17 protein-coding genes and 3 tRNA genes are annotated in these 14,124 nt (G+C 43.5%); all 20 read left to right on the top strand.

Features of this window, described 5'->3' with window-relative positions; all coding sequences use genetic code 11:
- Positions 1-30: 30 nt before the first annotated feature.
- The 20 genes from PHG87_03640 to pheT all read left to right on the top strand — a co-directional run bounded on the left by PHG87_03640 (position 31) and on the right by pheT (position 14,112).
- Entirely contained in the window at positions 31-822 is a 792-nt protein-coding gene (locus tag PHG87_03640; protein MDD5477283.1) for an AAA family ATPase, read from the top strand.
- 92 nt (positions 823-914) lie between these two features.
- Complete coding sequence (locus PHG87_03635; GenBank protein MDD5477282.1) at positions 915-1,778, top strand: ParB/RepB/Spo0J family partition protein; 864 nt, start codon at positions 915-917, stop codon at positions 1,776-1,778.
- Between the two features lie 47 nt (positions 1,779-1,825).
- The gene (locus tag PHG87_03630; protein MDD5477281.1) at positions 1,826-2,329 is read left to right on the top strand and encodes a nucleoside-diphosphate kinase; all 504 of its coding nucleotides are present in this window, start codon (positions 1,826-1,828) and stop codon (positions 2,327-2,329) included.
- A 2-nt stretch (positions 2,330-2,331) separates the two neighbouring features.
- A complete protein-coding gene (locus tag PHG87_03625; protein MDD5477280.1) occupies positions 2,332-3,168 on the top strand; it encodes a YicC family protein in 837 nt (278 codons plus the stop codon).
- Entirely contained in the window at positions 3,168-3,767 is a 600-nt protein-coding gene (gmk, locus tag PHG87_03620) for a guanylate kinase (GenBank protein MDD5477279.1), read from the top strand. The genes PHG87_03625 and gmk overlap by 1 nt, the downstream gene beginning before the upstream one ends.
- A 22-nt stretch (positions 3,768-3,789) precedes the next feature.
- A complete protein-coding gene (rpoZ, locus tag PHG87_03615) occupies positions 3,790-3,999 on the top strand; it encodes a DNA-directed RNA polymerase subunit omega (protein ID MDD5477278.1) in 210 nt (69 codons plus the stop codon).
- On the top strand, positions 3,999-4,544 hold the full coding sequence (locus tag PHG87_03610) for a flavoprotein (protein ID MDD5477277.1): 546 nt from the start codon (positions 3,999-4,001) through the stop codon (positions 4,542-4,544). Before rpoZ ends, PHG87_03610 begins: the two co-directional genes overlap by 1 nt.
- A 5-nt stretch (positions 4,545-4,549) precedes the next feature.
- A tRNA-Cys gene (locus tag PHG87_03605) sits at positions 4,550-4,621 on the top strand.
- Between the two features lie 8 nt (positions 4,622-4,629).
- Positions 4,630-4,712 (top strand) — tRNA-Leu (locus PHG87_03600).
- Positions 4,713-4,735: 23 nt separating this feature from the next.
- Positions 4,736-4,809: transfer RNA gene (locus PHG87_03595), tRNA-Val, on the top strand.
- Between the two features lie 27 nt (positions 4,810-4,836).
- On the top strand, positions 4,837-6,555 hold the full coding sequence (gene thrS / locus PHG87_03590) for a threonine--tRNA ligase (GenBank protein ID MDD5477276.1): 1,719 nt from the start codon (positions 4,837-4,839) through the stop codon (positions 6,553-6,555).
- Positions 6,556-6,581: 26 nt separating this feature from the next.
- A complete protein-coding gene (gene infC, locus PHG87_03585) occupies positions 6,582-7,076 on the top strand; it encodes a translation initiation factor IF-3 (GenBank protein ID MDD5477275.1) in 495 nt (164 codons plus the stop codon).
- A gap of 20 nt (positions 7,077-7,096) precedes the next feature.
- On the top strand, positions 7,097-7,297 hold the full coding sequence (rpmI, locus tag PHG87_03580) for a 50S ribosomal protein L35 (protein ID MDD5477274.1): 201 nt from the start codon (positions 7,097-7,099) through the stop codon (positions 7,295-7,297).
- An 18-nt stretch (positions 7,298-7,315) separates the two neighbouring features.
- Entirely contained in the window at positions 7,316-7,663 is a 348-nt protein-coding gene (gene rplT / locus PHG87_03575) for a 50S ribosomal protein L20 (protein MDD5477273.1), read from the top strand.
- An 8-nt stretch (positions 7,664-7,671) separates the two neighbouring features.
- Complete coding sequence (locus tag PHG87_03570) at positions 7,672-8,325, top strand: TrkA family potassium uptake protein (GenBank protein ID MDD5477272.1); 654 nt, start codon at positions 7,672-7,674, stop codon at positions 8,323-8,325.
- Positions 8,326-8,327: 2 nt separating this feature from the next.
- Entirely contained in the window at positions 8,328-8,990 is a 663-nt protein-coding gene (locus tag PHG87_03565) for an NAD-binding protein (GenBank protein MDD5477271.1), read from the top strand.
- 117 nt (positions 8,991-9,107) lie between these two features.
- Positions 9,108-10,610 (top strand): TrkH family potassium uptake protein, encoded by a 1,503-nt coding sequence (locus PHG87_03560; GenBank protein ID MDD5477270.1) that lies wholly within the window; start codon positions 9,108-9,110, stop codon positions 10,608-10,610.
- Positions 10,607-11,095, top strand: coding sequence for a DNA-binding protein (locus tag PHG87_03555; protein ID MDD5477269.1), 489 nt, complete (start codon positions 10,607-10,609; stop codon positions 11,093-11,095). Before PHG87_03560 ends, PHG87_03555 begins: the two co-directional genes overlap by 4 nt.
- Positions 11,065-12,078 (top strand): phenylalanine--tRNA ligase subunit alpha, encoded by a 1,014-nt coding sequence (pheS, locus tag PHG87_03550; protein ID MDD5477268.1) that lies wholly within the window; start codon positions 11,065-11,067, stop codon positions 12,076-12,078. Before PHG87_03555 ends, pheS begins: the two co-directional genes overlap by 31 nt.
- Before the next feature lie 3 nt (positions 12,079-12,081).
- Entirely contained in the window at positions 12,082-14,112 is a 2,031-nt protein-coding gene (gene pheT, locus PHG87_03545; protein ID MDD5477267.1) for a phenylalanine--tRNA ligase subunit beta, read from the top strand.
- The last annotated feature ends 12 nt before the right edge of the window (positions 14,113-14,124 follow it).

Below are 14,124 nucleotides of genomic sequence, written 5' to 3'. Positions count from 1 at the left end.
GGGGAACTAAACGTAACTATAATAATATCAATGGGTAAAATAATCGCAATCTGCAATCAAAAAGGCGGGGTAGGAAAAACCACTACTTCAATTAACCTCACAGCCTATCTGGCGATGGCCGGCAAGAAGGTTATGCTCATTGATTTGGATCCTCAGGCCAATGCTACCAGCGGTATTGGCATAAACAAGCATGACATTAAAAAAAGTACCTACCATATTTTACTCGAAGAAGCAAGACTCGCCGATATTTTACAAAAAACCGCAATTGATAATCTAGTATTGGCCCCTTCGAATTTAGATTTAACCGGCGCAGAAGTAGAACTAGTCGGGGCATTGGGTCGGGAATATAGATTAAAGAGGGCCCTGCAAATTGAAAAAAATAATTATGATTTTATGATTATCGATTCCCCGCCTTCTTTAGGGTTGCTAACAATTAATGGATTATGCGCTGCTGACTCCGTAATCATTCCGGTCCAATGTGAATATTATGCTTTAGAAGGATTAACGCAACTACATAACACTATTAGGCTTGTGAAAGAAAATCTTAATCCTGCTCTAAGTGTCGAAGGAGTGCTTTTAACCATGGCAGATTTTCGCACCAACCTTACCAAAGAAGTTATTCAAGAGGCACGCAATCATTTTAAAGATAAAGTTTATAATACAGTAATCCCTAGAAACATCCGCCTAACTGAGGCACCAAGTTTTGGTAAGCCCATTGCTTTGTATGATAAGGATTCTCTGGGGGCTCAGAAGTACGAAGAGCTGAGTAAAGAAATTTTAGGTTTACCGGTAAATTCACAAATTCCAACACCCCGCACTTAGCATTGGCACCCGACGCTAATAAGTATTGCGTCGGTGTGCGCTAGGTAGCGCAAATTGCGCGGGTATGCCCTTGTGGGCAAAAGGAGCGGTTTATGGAGAGAAGAGCTTTAGGAAAAGGCTTGGCAGCGTTAATTCCCGAGAAAGTAGTTGATAACACAGTGCATAAAGAAGAAGTTATTTATGTCCAGTCTGGACAAATAAAACCAAATCCATTTCAACCGCGCGAAGACTTTGATCCACAGAGTATTGAAGAGCTGGCTCAGTCAATCAAAGAGAAAGGTGTTATCCAGCCGCTTTTAGTCAGGTGCAAAGGCGACAATTATGAATTAATTGCCGGAGAAAGAAGGTTACGTGCAGCTAACTCATTGGGGCTCAAAGATATACCAATTATTGTCCGTGATGTAAATGATCAGGACTCTCTGGAATTGGCTTTAATTGAAAATATCCAAAGAGAAGGATTGAATCCCATTGAAGAAGCGCATGCCTATCAACACCTGATTGATAAATTTCAGGTTAGCCAGGAGAAAATCAGTGAGGTTTTAGGGAAGGCCAGGGTTTCGATTACCAATACCCTGCGTTTACTCAAACTCCCGCATGAAATTCAGGAGGAGATGAAAAAAGGCCGGATTAGTTTTGCCCATGGCCGCGCCCTGCTTGAGATTGAAGATGCTAACGATCAGCGCAGGCTCACCCAGGATATTATTTCTAAGGGGCTTTCAGTACGAGAGTTGGAGAACTTGATTAAAAGTAAGCGGCCCAAATCAATAAAAAGAAATATTGGACTAGGCCAGCGTGAACCGATAGTGGCGGTCCTGGAAGAGCAACTGCAGCATGCCTTGGCCACTAAAGTCAGAATCAGTAAGCGAAAAAAACGCGGGCACATTAATATCGAATTTTATTCACAGGAAGATTTACAACGCATAGTCAATGTAATTAAAGGGGCACCCCGCGCTTAGCGATATTGCGCGGGTGTTGTCTTCGTAGACAAGGAGGAAAATAGATAATGGGCCAGGCAGTCTTAATTTTAATTAAACCCGACGGGCTGAAGAAATCTTTGACCGGTAATATTCTTACGCGGTTATCCGAAACTAAACTTGAAATTGTGGCCGCAAAAATGGTGCGCGTATCAAAAGCGCTGGCCGAGGATCATTACCAGCACTTAAAAGATAAGCCTTTCTTTGGCGAGATTATTAAATATTTACAGGGAGAGCTGCATGACCGCAAGAAAGTTATGGCCTTGGTTTATTGGGGTAATGATGCGATAAAGAAATGCCGGGATTTAGCCGGCTCGACCAACCCCGAAGAAGCGGAGTCAACTTCCATCCGCGGTTCTTACGGCAGGATTACCACCAGCGGAGTTTATGAAAACGTAATCCATGTTTCATCCAATGATTCCGAAGCCGAAAGAGAAATCAAGCTCTGGTTTAGGCCCGACGAGATTATCGTCGATCTTTATACCACAAAAAATATAGTGCAGAAAGAATTTAAGCACAGGGTTTGGGCTTAAAAATGGGAAAAACGATCAGCAGTATGACCGGTTTTGGCAGCCACGAGATTGAGATTAATTCCGTCGGCAGGATCAGCGTGGAATTAAGATGCACCAACCATAAATTTTTGGAAAGTGTTTTTAATTTACCCGACGGATGGATTTCTTTGGAAGACAAGCTCAAAAAAGAAATCGAGGGTAGAATCAGCCGGGGCAGGATTTATTGCGCCATCAACATAAGAGAGCAGCTGGCCCAGGGGATATTTGTAAACCGCAAGCTGCTTAAAAATTATTTGCACCAGCTGAATAGCATCAAGAAAGAATTCAAGATTAACGACAGCCTAAGCCTGGATTCTTTAATCCGGCTGCCGGGGATTTTGTCGCTAAAAGAAAATAAGTCCGCAGGCGGGCATATTTGGGAACAGCTTAAACCCATATTTTTGCAAGCACTTACAGGATTGTTGAGCGCCCGGCATAAGGAAGGCAGCGCCCTGGCCTGTTTATTAAAAAGCAGAAGCCAGCGGTTAAAGAAAGATTTAGTTTTTATTAAGCAGCGTTTTACAGTGGCGATAAAAAACAGGCTTAATAAGATCTCACTCCAAGAAGAGCGCCTGGCTTTTTTAAAAGGGGCGGATATCGCCGAAGAGATCGACCGCCTGAATTTTCACATCAAGAATTTTCAGCAAAAGATTATCAAGGGCGGCGTGGTTGGCAAAGAGTTAGATTTTATCACTCAGGAGATGCAGCGGGAGGCCAACACCTTGGCGGCAAAATCATTTGACCTGGTTATTTCGGGGCGGGCCGTACAGATGAAAAGCCAGATTGAGAAGATCCGCGAACAGGTACAGAATATAGAGTAGTGAAAGCCGATAAAAGACAAAATGAGCCGGGAAAAATTTTTGTTATCTGCGGGCCATCAGGCTCCGGCAAAACCACCCTTCTGACCAGCTTAATCCAAGATAAAAAAATAGGCAAGCTGCTTGCAAAGTCGTGCTCGGTTACCACCCGCCCCAAGCGTTCAGGAGAAAGGCAGGGTAAGGACTATTTTTTTGTTACCACAGCAGAGTTTCGCCGGCTCTTAAAAACAAAAAAAATTCTTGAATGGACCAGGTATTTGGGCTATTATTACGGAACGCTCAGGGAGCCGCTGGAGAGCCGGCTTAAAAGCGGCAGAAACCTTGGTTTATGTTTAGATCTTAAGGGCGCCAGGATTCTTAAAAAAATATATCCTAAAAACACGGTAACGGTTTTTGTTTTGCCGCCTTCGCTTAATGTGCTTAAGGCCAGGATCGAAAACCGCTGCAGTAAGACTAATAAAAAAGAGGTAGCCCAGCGCATCCGCCTGGCGCGCAGGGAGTTATTGGCAGCTTCTGGTTTTGACTACTGCGTCCTGAATCAAAATCTGCAAATTGCACTCAAAGAGATAAAAGATATATTTTTACAAGAGATCAACGCTTAACATTTTACTTTCGGGGGTAGAGATGGATTATCAGGGCAGGGAGCAATTATTAGACAAGAGTATGGGGTCAATTTATAAACTGGTAATTTTAGCCTCTAAAAGGGCTTTAGAGATTGCCGAAGGCCAGCCAAAATTAGTTGCCGATGATGCTTCAGTCAAGCCCTCCAGCGTGGCTTTACATGAAATTGGGGCGGGCAAGATTGAAGCCAGAAAACTAAAAGCAAAAGAATAATGACCAAATCGGGAAAGAATATTATTTTAGGCGTAACTGCCAGCATTGCTATTTATAAAGCCTGCGAGCTGGTCCGGATGCTCAAAAAACGCGGTTTTATCGTCAATGTGGTTATGACTAAAGAAGCGGAAGAATTGATTAAACCGATTGTTTTTCAAGCCTTGAGCGGTAACCGGGTTTATCGGGGGGCGATATTTGAAGAGCAGGATGCCTGGGAGATTGAGCATATATCCTTGGCGGAAAAAGCGGATTTAATTTTGATTGCTCCGGCAACCGCCAATATCATCGCCAAGCTTGCCTGCGGCATCTGCGACGATCTTTTAACCTGCACGGTCTGCGCGAGCAAAGCCAAGGTTTTAATTGCTCCGGCAATGAATGAGAATATGTACAAAAATAAAGTTACCCAAAGCAATATCGCGAAATTAAAATCCTGCGACTATAAATTTATTGCCCCGGCTAGCGGCCTGCTTGCCTGCGGGGCGGCGGGGATAGGCTGTTTAGCGGATACTGAAGAGATTGTCAAACAGGTGAAAAAAATATTATAATTTTTGGCGACGTAGCCAAGTGGTAAGGCAGTTGTCTGCAAAACAACTATTCAGCGGTTCAATTCCGCTCGTCGCCTAATATTTCGGGCAAGTGGTGGAATGGCATACACGACAGACTTAAAATCTGTTGGCCGCAAGGTCGTAAGGGTCCGACTCCCTTCTTGCCCACTAAATAAAATATTATTGTGCCGGGGCTCATAGCTCAGTTGGTTAGAGCGTTGCGTTGACATCGCAAAGGTCAGTGGTTCAAGTCCACTTGGGCCCAATTAAACTTTTTTATAAAGTATAAAATATGGATCTATCTACTTTAAGGCATTCGTGTTCCCATGTTCTGGCGCAGGCGGTAAAGGAGCTTTGGCCAGAGGTAAAATTAGCCATTGGCCCGGCAATTGAAGACGGATTTTATTATGATTTTGATAAGCAGGAGCCTTTTAGCGACGAGGATCTGTTGGCGATTGAAAAGAAGATGCGCCAGATTATCGCAAAAAATGACCCTTTTTTACGCGAAGAATTAAATAAGGCCCAGGCAATCAAATTATTTAAACAGCTAAAAGAAGATTATAAGGTCCAGCTTATTCAGGATTTAGCGGGCCAGACGGTTTCTATTTATAAAACCGGCCAAGCTTTTTTGGATCTTTGCCGCGGGCCGCATCTAAAATCTACCGGAGAGATCAAGGCTTTTAAGCTGCTCTCGGTAGCCGGGGCTTATTGGCACGGGATTGAAACCAATCCTATGCTGCAGAGGATTTACGGCACTTGTTTTAATTCGCAAAAAGAGCTGGATGAGTATTTAAAAAATTTAGAGGAAGCGAAACTGCGCGACCACCGGAAACTGGGGCCGCAGCTAGGGTTCTTTGATATTTATCACGAGCAGGCCGGGGCGGGCCTGGTTTTTTATCATCCCAAGGGAGCACTTTTGCGTACGATCATCGAGGATTATGAGCAAAAAGAGCATTTAAAACGCGGATACCAGATAGTAATTACTCCGCATATTATGGATGCCGCCCTCTGGAAAACCAGCGGTCATTATGAGTATTACAAAGAAAACATGTATTCTTTTATTACCGAAGGCAAAGAATTTGTTTTAAAACCGATGAATTGTCCGGGTCATATTTTGATTTATAAATCAAAAACTAGGAGCTATAAAGATTTACCCGTCCGTTTATTCGAATTGGGCACGGTTTATCGCCGGGAAAAAGCGGGAGTTTTACACGGACTATTGCGGGTACGCGGATTTACTCAAGATGACGCGCATATATTTTGTTTGCCGGAGCAGCTTCGAGATGAGATTAAAAAGATTATCGATTTTGTTTTTGAAACAATGAAGGTGTTTGGTTTCCAGGAGTGGGGTGTGGAGTTAAGCACGCAGCCGGAAAAATATATTGGCTCAGACGATGACTGGCAGAAGGCCACCGCAGCCTTAAAGGATGCTTTAAAAGAAAAAGGCATAGCTTATGAGATTAATCAGGGGGACGGCGCGTTTTACGGCCCGAAGATTGATATAAAATTAAAAGACGCATTGAAAAGGACCTGGCAGTGCGCGACTATCCAATGCGACTTTGCGCTGCCTAAAAGATTTGATTTAGCTTATATTGATAGCGACGGTAAAGAAAAACAACCGATCATGCTCCACCGTGTTCTATTGGGCAGCTTAGAGCGTTTTATCGGCGCCCTTATCGAACATTACAAGGGGGAGCTTCCTTTATGGTTAAGCCCTTGCCAGGTTTTATTAATTCCGCTTAAAGAAACCGTTCTTCCTTATACCCAGACGGTAAAGAGCAAACTGGAAGGCAATAATCTGCGCGTTGAACTGGATACGCGTAATGAAACTCTGGATAAAAAAATCCGCGAAGCCGAACTAAATAAAATTCCCTATTGTTTAATTATCGGCGAGCGTGAAGCAAAACAGGAGCAGGTAAGCGTGCGCAAAAAAGGAAGCGGCCAGCAAGGAGCGGTTGCAGTAGATAAATTTATCGAGGAATTAATTAACCGGATTCAGGAACATAAATAGAAAGAGAGGACGCTATAAAAAAGTTCATTCGGATTAATGACAGGATTAGTTCCCCGCAGGTCAGGGTCATCGGCCATGATGGGGGCCAATTAGGAGTAATGTCGGTGCAGAGGGCAATCGAGATTGCCAATCAACACGAACTGGATTTAGTCGAGGTTGCCCCCGCGGCTACTCCGCCGGTTTGCCGGATTATTGAATTCAGTAAATTTAAATATGACCTTGAGAAGAAGGAACGCGAGTCCAAAAAGCATCAAAAACAGGGGCGTTTAAAAGAAATCCGGCTTAAGCCCAATATCGATGAGCATGATTTCGAAACCAAGGTTAAGCAGGTGGTAAGTTTTTTGAAGAAAAAAGATAAAGTCAGAGTCAACCTTTTCTTCCGCGGCAGGCAGATGGAGCATGTGGATCTGGGAAGGAATGTTTTAGATAAATTTATCGCAGCAACACAGGGCGATGGACAGGTAGAGAAGGCGCCATCACTGGAAGGCAGAATTATGTCTTTTGTGATTGCCCCGAAATAAGGTATAATAAGGGAGATAAAATGGGAAAATTAAAAACAAAAAGAGGAGTAGCCAAACGCTTTAAACTTAGCAAGAGAGGCAAAGTTAGATATTCAGCCGGTGGTAAAAGCCATCTGGCTTCATCTAAAAAAACAAAAAAGATCAGGAATTTAAAGAGGCGCAGGACGCTGAGCGGTAAAAAAGAGGTTAGGTTTATTAAATCCATGTTACCGTATGGATAGATTTTAAAGGAGAAAATAATGGCAAAGGCTAAACACAGTGTAGCAACGCGTAAAAGAAAAAAGAAGGTTCTAAAGCAAGCTAAGGGATTCTGGGGCGATCGCAGCAAACAATATCAGCAGGCAAAAAGAGTCCTGATGCACGCGCTTAAATATGCTTACCGGGACCGCCGGAATAAAAAACGGGAAATTCGCAGTCTCTGGATCGCGCGGATTAACGCGGCTTGCAGGGAGGTTGGGATTACTTATAGCGTATTTATGAGCGGGCTAAAGAAATCCAAAATTAACCTGGATCGTAAGATCCTGGCGGATTTAGCGGTAAGGGATAACCACGCTTTTAAAAAGCTGGTGGATATAGTTAAGAAATAGAGGTTCTTATGCATGTAATCATTGTGGGCTGCGGCAGGGTAGGCTCAGAGCTGGCTAAACTTTTGTCCGGGGAAGGCCACGACGTGGTGATTATCGATAAATCGCGGGAATCTTTTAACCGCCTCGGGGATACTTTTAATGGCCTGACCATGGTCGGCAACGGTTTTGACTTAGCCCTTTTAAGGCAGGTCGGGATTGAGAAGGCGGATGCTTTTTGCGCGGTAGCCAACGGAGATAATACTAATTTAATCAGCGCTCAGGTAGCGAAAAAGATCTTCCGCGTGCCCAAGGTTTTTGCCCGCATTTATGACCCGCAGCGCGCGCATATTTACGCGGCCCTCGGTTTGGATATTATCAGCGGAACAATGTTATTTTCCGCCATGCTTAGGGATAAGATTATTGAAAGCAGGTTTTCCAGCTATTTAATCGAATCCAAGGATTTAGGGGTTATTGAAATTGAGGTAAAGGATAGTTTGGTAGGTAAAACCATTCAAGATATAAATATCCCGGGAGATTTTATCGTGGTTGCCCTGCGCAGGATGCAGGGGGTTATTATCCCTGAGCCAAAAACTGTTTTAAAAGATAAAGATGTCTTAATGGGTGTAGTCAAGGTCTCCAGCCTTAAAGAAGTCCGGGAAAAGTTTCACCTGAAGGGAAAATAGTTATGTATATTTTGATTGTCGGGGCAGGTAAAGTAGGTTATTTTTTGGCAAAGAGGCTTTATCAGGGCAAACACACGGTGAGTATTATTGACAAAGACCGTCAGATCTGCGAAGAGATCGCCAAAGAGCTTGAAATATTGGTAGTTAATGGCGACGGGTGCGACCCAAAAATACTGGAGGAGGCCGGAATTCAACGCGCTGATGTGGTGGCCGCAGTGACCGGCGATGATGAAGATAATCTGGTTATTTGCCAGTTGGCCAAAGAAAAATTTAGCATCCAGCGTACGGTCGGCCGGGTGAATAATCCCGATAATGAACATACTTTTAGCGAGTTAGGCATTGATGTTCCGGTTGACTCAACCAAAATTATCGCCAAGATTATTGAAGAAGAAGTCTCCTTCTCTGACTTTGTAAATCTAATGAGTTTTAAACGCGGCAAGCTGGCGATTGTGCGCGTTGACCTTCCCAGTGACGCCCCGGTTATTAATCAGCAGCTAAAAGATATTAATTTACCCAAGGACGCGGTATTGGTTTCTATTGTCAGGGGAGAAGAGGTAATCCTTCCAAAAGGAGATACTGTGCTTAAAGCCGGGGATGATGTTATCGCCCTGACTTTGATCGGCAACGAACCGCAGCTTTTAAATCTTTTAGCCGGGAAGCTTTAAAACAATGAGATTTAAGCCCGCCTTAAATATTATGTTCGGCATAACTACGGAAATTTTATACTCCCTGTTTATAACCTTAACAGCTTTTTTGTTTTGTTTAATATTTCTGGTTAAGCTATGATTCTTAAACCCCGTCTGGAAGATCTAAAGATTATCGGTTTTTATCTTGGCAAAATCATTTTAGGCCTGGCGATAACCATGTTTATTCCGATCTTAATCGGATTATCTTTTGGAGAGATAAACCCCACTTTAGATTTTGCCATTGCTGTTGAGGTTACCGTTATCATCGGCCTGCTGTTTACTAGATTATGCCGCACGGACAAGGATTTAAATTGGATGCAGGGGATGATTGTGGTCAGCCTTTCCTGGATTGCCGCCATGATTCTAAGTGCGGTCCCCCTTTATCTAAGCGGCCATTATAAATCATTTCTCGATGCCTGTTTTGAGACCATGTCCGGTTTTACTACCACGGGCTTGAGCTTAGCGCAAAACCTAGACCATCTTTCTTACGCGCATAATCTCTGGAGGCACTTGGGGCCGTTTATCGGAGGCCAGGGGATTGCCATTATCGCCCTTTCGTTTTTACTAAAAGGAACAAGTGGCGCCTTTAAGATGTATGTAGGCGAGGGTAGGGATGAGCGGTTACTCCCCAACGTTGTACATACTGCCCGGTTTATCTGGTTAATCAGCATAACCTATTTGATCATTGGCACCCTTGCTTTGGGCATAGCCGGTATCTGCATCGGGCTAAGACCGGTAAATGCATTTTTCCATGGAGCCTGTATTTTTATGGCAGGTTTTGATACCGCCGGTTTTGCCCCGCAATCCCAGAATATACTTTATTATCACAGTTTAATCTTTGAAATAATAACCATCGTCATCATGATTGTCGGTTCGCTAAACTTCAATTTTCATTATCAATTGTGGATGGGCAACCGCAAAGAGACATTCAAGAATATTGAAAGCCGGACATTTTTTATCAGCATCATGCTGACATTCTTTATTGTAGCTATTGGTTTGAATCAGTTGGGAGTATACCCTCAAGCAATTGCTTTATTCCGTAAAGGATTTTTTCAGTTGATTTCCGCCCATACCACCACCGGTTATATGACGGTCTACGCCCAACAGTTTATTACTGACTGGGGGAACCTGGCTTTATTCGGTTTGATCTGCGCTATGGCTTTGGGAGGCTGTATTTGTTCTACTGCCGGCGGTATAAAAATGTTACGCGTAGGAATTATTTGTAAAGCCCTGAAAGAAGATTTAAAAAGGATCATTATGCCGGAGAAGGCGATAGTTATTGAAAAGTTTCATCATATAAAAGAGATATTTTTGGAAGACAAGATTGTCAGGAGCGCCTTAACGATTACTTTGGCCTACATTGTTTTGTACGGCTTAGGAGCGCTGGTAGGCATGTGTTACGGTTACCCTTTTTTAGAATCACTTTTTGAATCTACATCGGCGGCAGCCAATGTCGGATTATCCTGCGGGATTACCAGCCCGACTATGCCTGCAGCGCTAAAAATTACTTATATTATACAAATGTGGGCAGGCCGTTTGGAGTTTATGTCGGTATTTGCCATAATTGGATTTCTGGTAGCGGCAGTAAAAGGAAAATGAAAAACAAGTTCAAGCCATTCTTAATAATCCTGCTTTTTATTTTGATTTTTGGCCCGCAGGCCGCTTTTTCCCAAGGTTTAAGCAGCAGTGAACTGCTTAAAAATGCCAAGCAGTATGATGGAAAGTTAATTACCTATTCCGGTGAAGTAATTGGCGATGTAATGTTCCGCGGTGAATTTGCCTGGGTAAATATAAATGACGGCGACAATGCCATCGGCGCCTGGATGAGCGGGATTTTAGCAAAAGAAATAAACTTTACGGGCACCTACAAATCCCGGGGAGATACTTTGGAGGTGACCGGCATATTCCATCGCGCTTGCCTTGAACACGGCGGAGATTTGGATATCCATGTTCAAACATTACGTAAGCTGGCCGGCGGCAAGATGGTTAATCAGAAAACTGATTTTCTTAAAGTAAAATTAATTCTTATTTTATGCGGAGCGCTATTTTTAATATGGATATTAACCTTATTCAAACGCAAATAGAAAGTGATTTAGCCGCCATTACTACCGCCTCTGCCTTAGAAGAGGTACGGGTCAAATACCTGGGCAGGAAGGGGTTGTTGGCAGAGCTGACTGGTTCAATACCCAGCCTTCCGGTTGAACAACGCGGAGCTTTTGGTAAAGAGGTCAACGCTTTAAAAAACAAACTCTCAAACCTTATTGAAGAAAGAGAAAAGGTTTTAAAAAATAGCGGTAGTGTTTTAAACAAAGAAAATTTAGACCTGGGGATGCCCGGGATTGCCCAGGAGTTGGGCGGTATCCACCCGATTACCCGGATTATCGATGAAATTTGCTCTATATTTACCCGTATGGGTTTTTCGGTTGTCCAGGGCCCGGAAATTGAAACCGAATATAATAATTTTACCGGATTAAACATCCCATTAGAACATCCTTCACGCGACGCTTTTGACACTTTTTACCTGAAAAATTATTCCAAGCTTCTCTTGCGCAGCCATACCTCTCCGGTGCAGGTACGCGTGATGAAGGCGCATAGACCGCCGTTAGCCGTCATTGTCCCCGGAAGAGTCTACCGGCCGGACGCGGTGGATGCCAGCCACCTTTTTATGTTCCATCAGATCGAAGGGTTTCTGGTTGATGAAAATATAAAGTTTTCCGATTTAAAAGGGATTTTGGGACTTTTTGTAAAGAGCGTTTTTGGGCCGGATATCAAAATGCGCTTTCGGCCCCACTTTTTCCCTTTTACCGAACCCTCGGCAGAGGTAGACATCTCTTGTATTATCTGTAAGGGCAAGGGGTGTTCTGTCTGCGGCAGGAAAGGGTGGCTGGAGATTTTGGGAGCAGGTATGATCCATCCGAATGTCTTTAAGCAGGTGGGCTATAATCCCAAAAAATATACGGGGTTTGCTTTTGGTATGGGAGTGGAAAGAATCGCCATGTTAAAATACGGTATCAATGATATAAGGTTATTTTTTGAAAACGATTTAAGGTTCTTAAAGCAATTTTAAACGATGAAAGTTACTTATAGCTGGCTAAAAGATTTTGTGGATTTAAAAATTGCGCCTGTTCAGTTGGCGGAGAAGCTGACCATGGCAGGCTTAGAAGTAGTTTCCCTGGAAGAGGCGGGCAAAGATAGAATCTTTGAAATTGAAATAACCTCAAACCGTCCGGACTGGCTCAGCGTTTTAGGGATTGCCCGGGAGGTTGGCGCGATTTGCGGCTTAAAACTTAAGACAGTCAAACTAAAAGAGACAAAAATAAAGGCTAAGGATTGCCTGCCGGTAAAAATTTCGGTTAGTGATAAAAAAGACTGCCCGTTTTACAGCGCCAGAGTAATTTGCGATGTTAAAGTCGGGTCGTCTCCTGCCTGGCTTAAGCAAAGATTAGAATCTCTTGGCTGCCGCAGCGTCAACAATATTGTGGATATTACCAATTACATTTTATTTGAAACCGGGCATCCCCTGCATGCTTTTGACTTGGATGTTCTAAACCAAAAAGAGATTAATGTGCGTCGGGGGAAAACCGGTGAAAAAATTGTTACGATCGATGGACAACAAAAAATATTGGGCCCGGAAATTTTAGTGATTGCCGATAAAGATAAGCCGGTGGCTATCGCCGGGATTATGGGAGGCAAAGAAACCGAAGTAACTTTTAAGACGCGCAATATCTTACTTGAATCTGCGGTATTTAACCCTATACTTGTGCGCCGGGGAAAACAAAAACTGGGTTTACAGTCCGAATCCGCTTATCGATTTGAAAGAGGAGTGGATTTAGAAACTGCCAAAACTGCTTCTTTAGCCGCGCAAGAGTTAATCTTAAAACTAGCCTTTGGTAAGCCTTGTACCTACAAAAGCATAGGGGCGCTTAAGTTGCCCAATCGCGTAATTAGCCTGGATGCGGCTTATGTCAATAAAGTGTTGGGCCCGGCTATCCCCGTGATTAAGATTAAGCAAATCTTAAGCCGGTTAGGGTTGGAGGTAAAAGCCAAAACCAAAAATATCCTGATTGTAAAGATCCCCGGTTTTCGCCAGGACCTTAAGGAGCCGGTAGATTTGGTTGAGGAGATTGCCCGGATTTATGGATATGCAAAAATTCCCCAGACCATTCCGGCGATCAGGCCGGGCCAGAATATTACCGATAAAAGAGATGTTTCCTGCGCAGTAAAGAATATATTAAGCGGTTTGGGTTTACGCGAAGTAATTACTTACAGCCTGGTTGACCGGGCCCTGCTTAGCAAATCCGGAATCAATACCGGCAGAAATTTGCTTGAAATTTTAAACCCTTTAAGCAAAGAGCAGGAAGTCCTGCGTTTGACTCTTTTACCCAGCCTTATCCGCTGCCTGGCGCATAATTTAGACCAGCAGCAGGAGATTATAAAAATTTTTGAGACAGCCGATGTATTTTCCGCGGAAGCTGATTCCGTCCGGGAAGAACCTTGTTTGGGTATAGCCTTATGCGGAATTAATTCCTTCCTGATTAAACAGGGATTGATTAAAGATGAGCTAACCCTTTTGCATTTAAAAGGCATATTAGAGGCCTTGTTTAACCGGCTGGGAGTCAGGAATTTTGATTTTATCCGCCAGGATGAGCATAAAATAAATATTGTCCTTGGTTCAGAAGTTGCGGGTTTTATGCTGGAGCTAAGCCGGCAAGCCCTGGATGCTTTTGACATTAAAAACAGGCGGGTTATTTTGGCCGAGCTTAGTTTAGAAAAATTATTCGGCCATATAAATTTAGAAAAAAAATTTTCCAATATTCCCAAATTCCCGGCAATTACCAGGGACATCAGTTTTGTGATTAAAAATGAAATCTCGGTCGCGGCCCTGCTTTCGGCAATCGAGGCAAAAGGCGCCCCGTTGTTACGGCAGGCCAAGGTTACGGATTATTATCAAGGCAAACAAATACCGCAAGGTTTTAAAGGACTGACCGTATCCTGTATTTACCGCCTGGATGACCGCACGCTGACCGAAGAAGAGGTCAATCCTTTACACGGCCAGATCTGCTCTTTATTGAAAGAGCGTTTTGGCCTGACATTGCGCTAGAAAGTCTTGGAG

Source organism: Candidatus Omnitrophota bacterium, assembly GCA_028716245.1.
Taxonomy (GTDB): Bacteria; Omnitrophota; Gorgyraeia; order Gygaellales; family Profunditerraquicolaceae; genus UBA6249.
The sequence above is the reverse complement of the archived record's forward strand: the minus strand, read 5'-3'. Positions and strand labels throughout refer to the sequence as shown.

Bases quoted from the DNA above. Each gene is read 5' to 3' on its own strand.
- rplT (MDD5477273.1), top strand. From the start codon at position 7,316: ATGGCAAAGGCTAAACACAGTGTAGCAACGCGTAAAAGAAAAAAGAAG.
- pheS (MDD5477268.1), top strand. From the start codon at position 11,065: ATGGATATTAACCTTATTCAAACGCAAATAGAAAGTGATTTAGCCGCC.
- PHG87_03555 (MDD5477269.1), top strand. From the start codon at position 10,607: ATGAAAAACAAGTTCAAGCCATTCTTAATAATCCTGCTTTTTATTTTG.
- pheT (MDD5477267.1), top strand. From the start codon at position 12,082: ATGAAAGTTACTTATAGCTGGCTAAAAGATTTTGTGGATTTAAAAATT.
- PHG87_03625 (MDD5477280.1), top strand. From the start codon at position 2,332: ATGGGAAAAACGATCAGCAGTATGACCGGTTTTGGCAGCCACGAGATT.
- PHG87_03635 (MDD5477282.1), top strand. From the start codon at position 915: ATGGAGAGAAGAGCTTTAGGAAAAGGCTTGGCAGCGTTAATTCCCGAG.
- rpoZ (MDD5477278.1), top strand. From the start codon at position 3,790: ATGGATTATCAGGGCAGGGAGCAATTATTAGACAAGAGTATGGGGTCA.
- PHG87_03565 (MDD5477271.1), top strand. From the start codon at position 8,328: ATGTATATTTTGATTGTCGGGGCAGGTAAAGTAGGTTATTTTTTGGCA.
- PHG87_03560 (MDD5477270.1), top strand. From the start codon at position 9,108: ATGATTCTTAAACCCCGTCTGGAAGATCTAAAGATTATCGGTTTTTAT.
- PHG87_03630 (MDD5477281.1), top strand. From the start codon at position 1,826: ATGGGCCAGGCAGTCTTAATTTTAATTAAACCCGACGGGCTGAAGAAA.
- PHG87_03640 (MDD5477283.1), top strand. From the start codon at position 31: ATGGGTAAAATAATCGCAATCTGCAATCAAAAAGGCGGGGTAGGAAAA.
- thrS (MDD5477276.1), top strand. From the start codon at position 4,837: ATGGATCTATCTACTTTAAGGCATTCGTGTTCCCATGTTCTGGCGCAG.
- PHG87_03570 (MDD5477272.1), top strand. From the start codon at position 7,672: ATGCATGTAATCATTGTGGGCTGCGGCAGGGTAGGCTCAGAGCTGGCT.
- PHG87_03610 (MDD5477277.1), top strand. From the start codon at position 3,999: ATGACCAAATCGGGAAAGAATATTATTTTAGGCGTAACTGCCAGCATT.
- rpmI (MDD5477274.1), top strand. From the start codon at position 7,097: ATGGGAAAATTAAAAACAAAAAGAGGAGTAGCCAAACGCTTTAAACTT.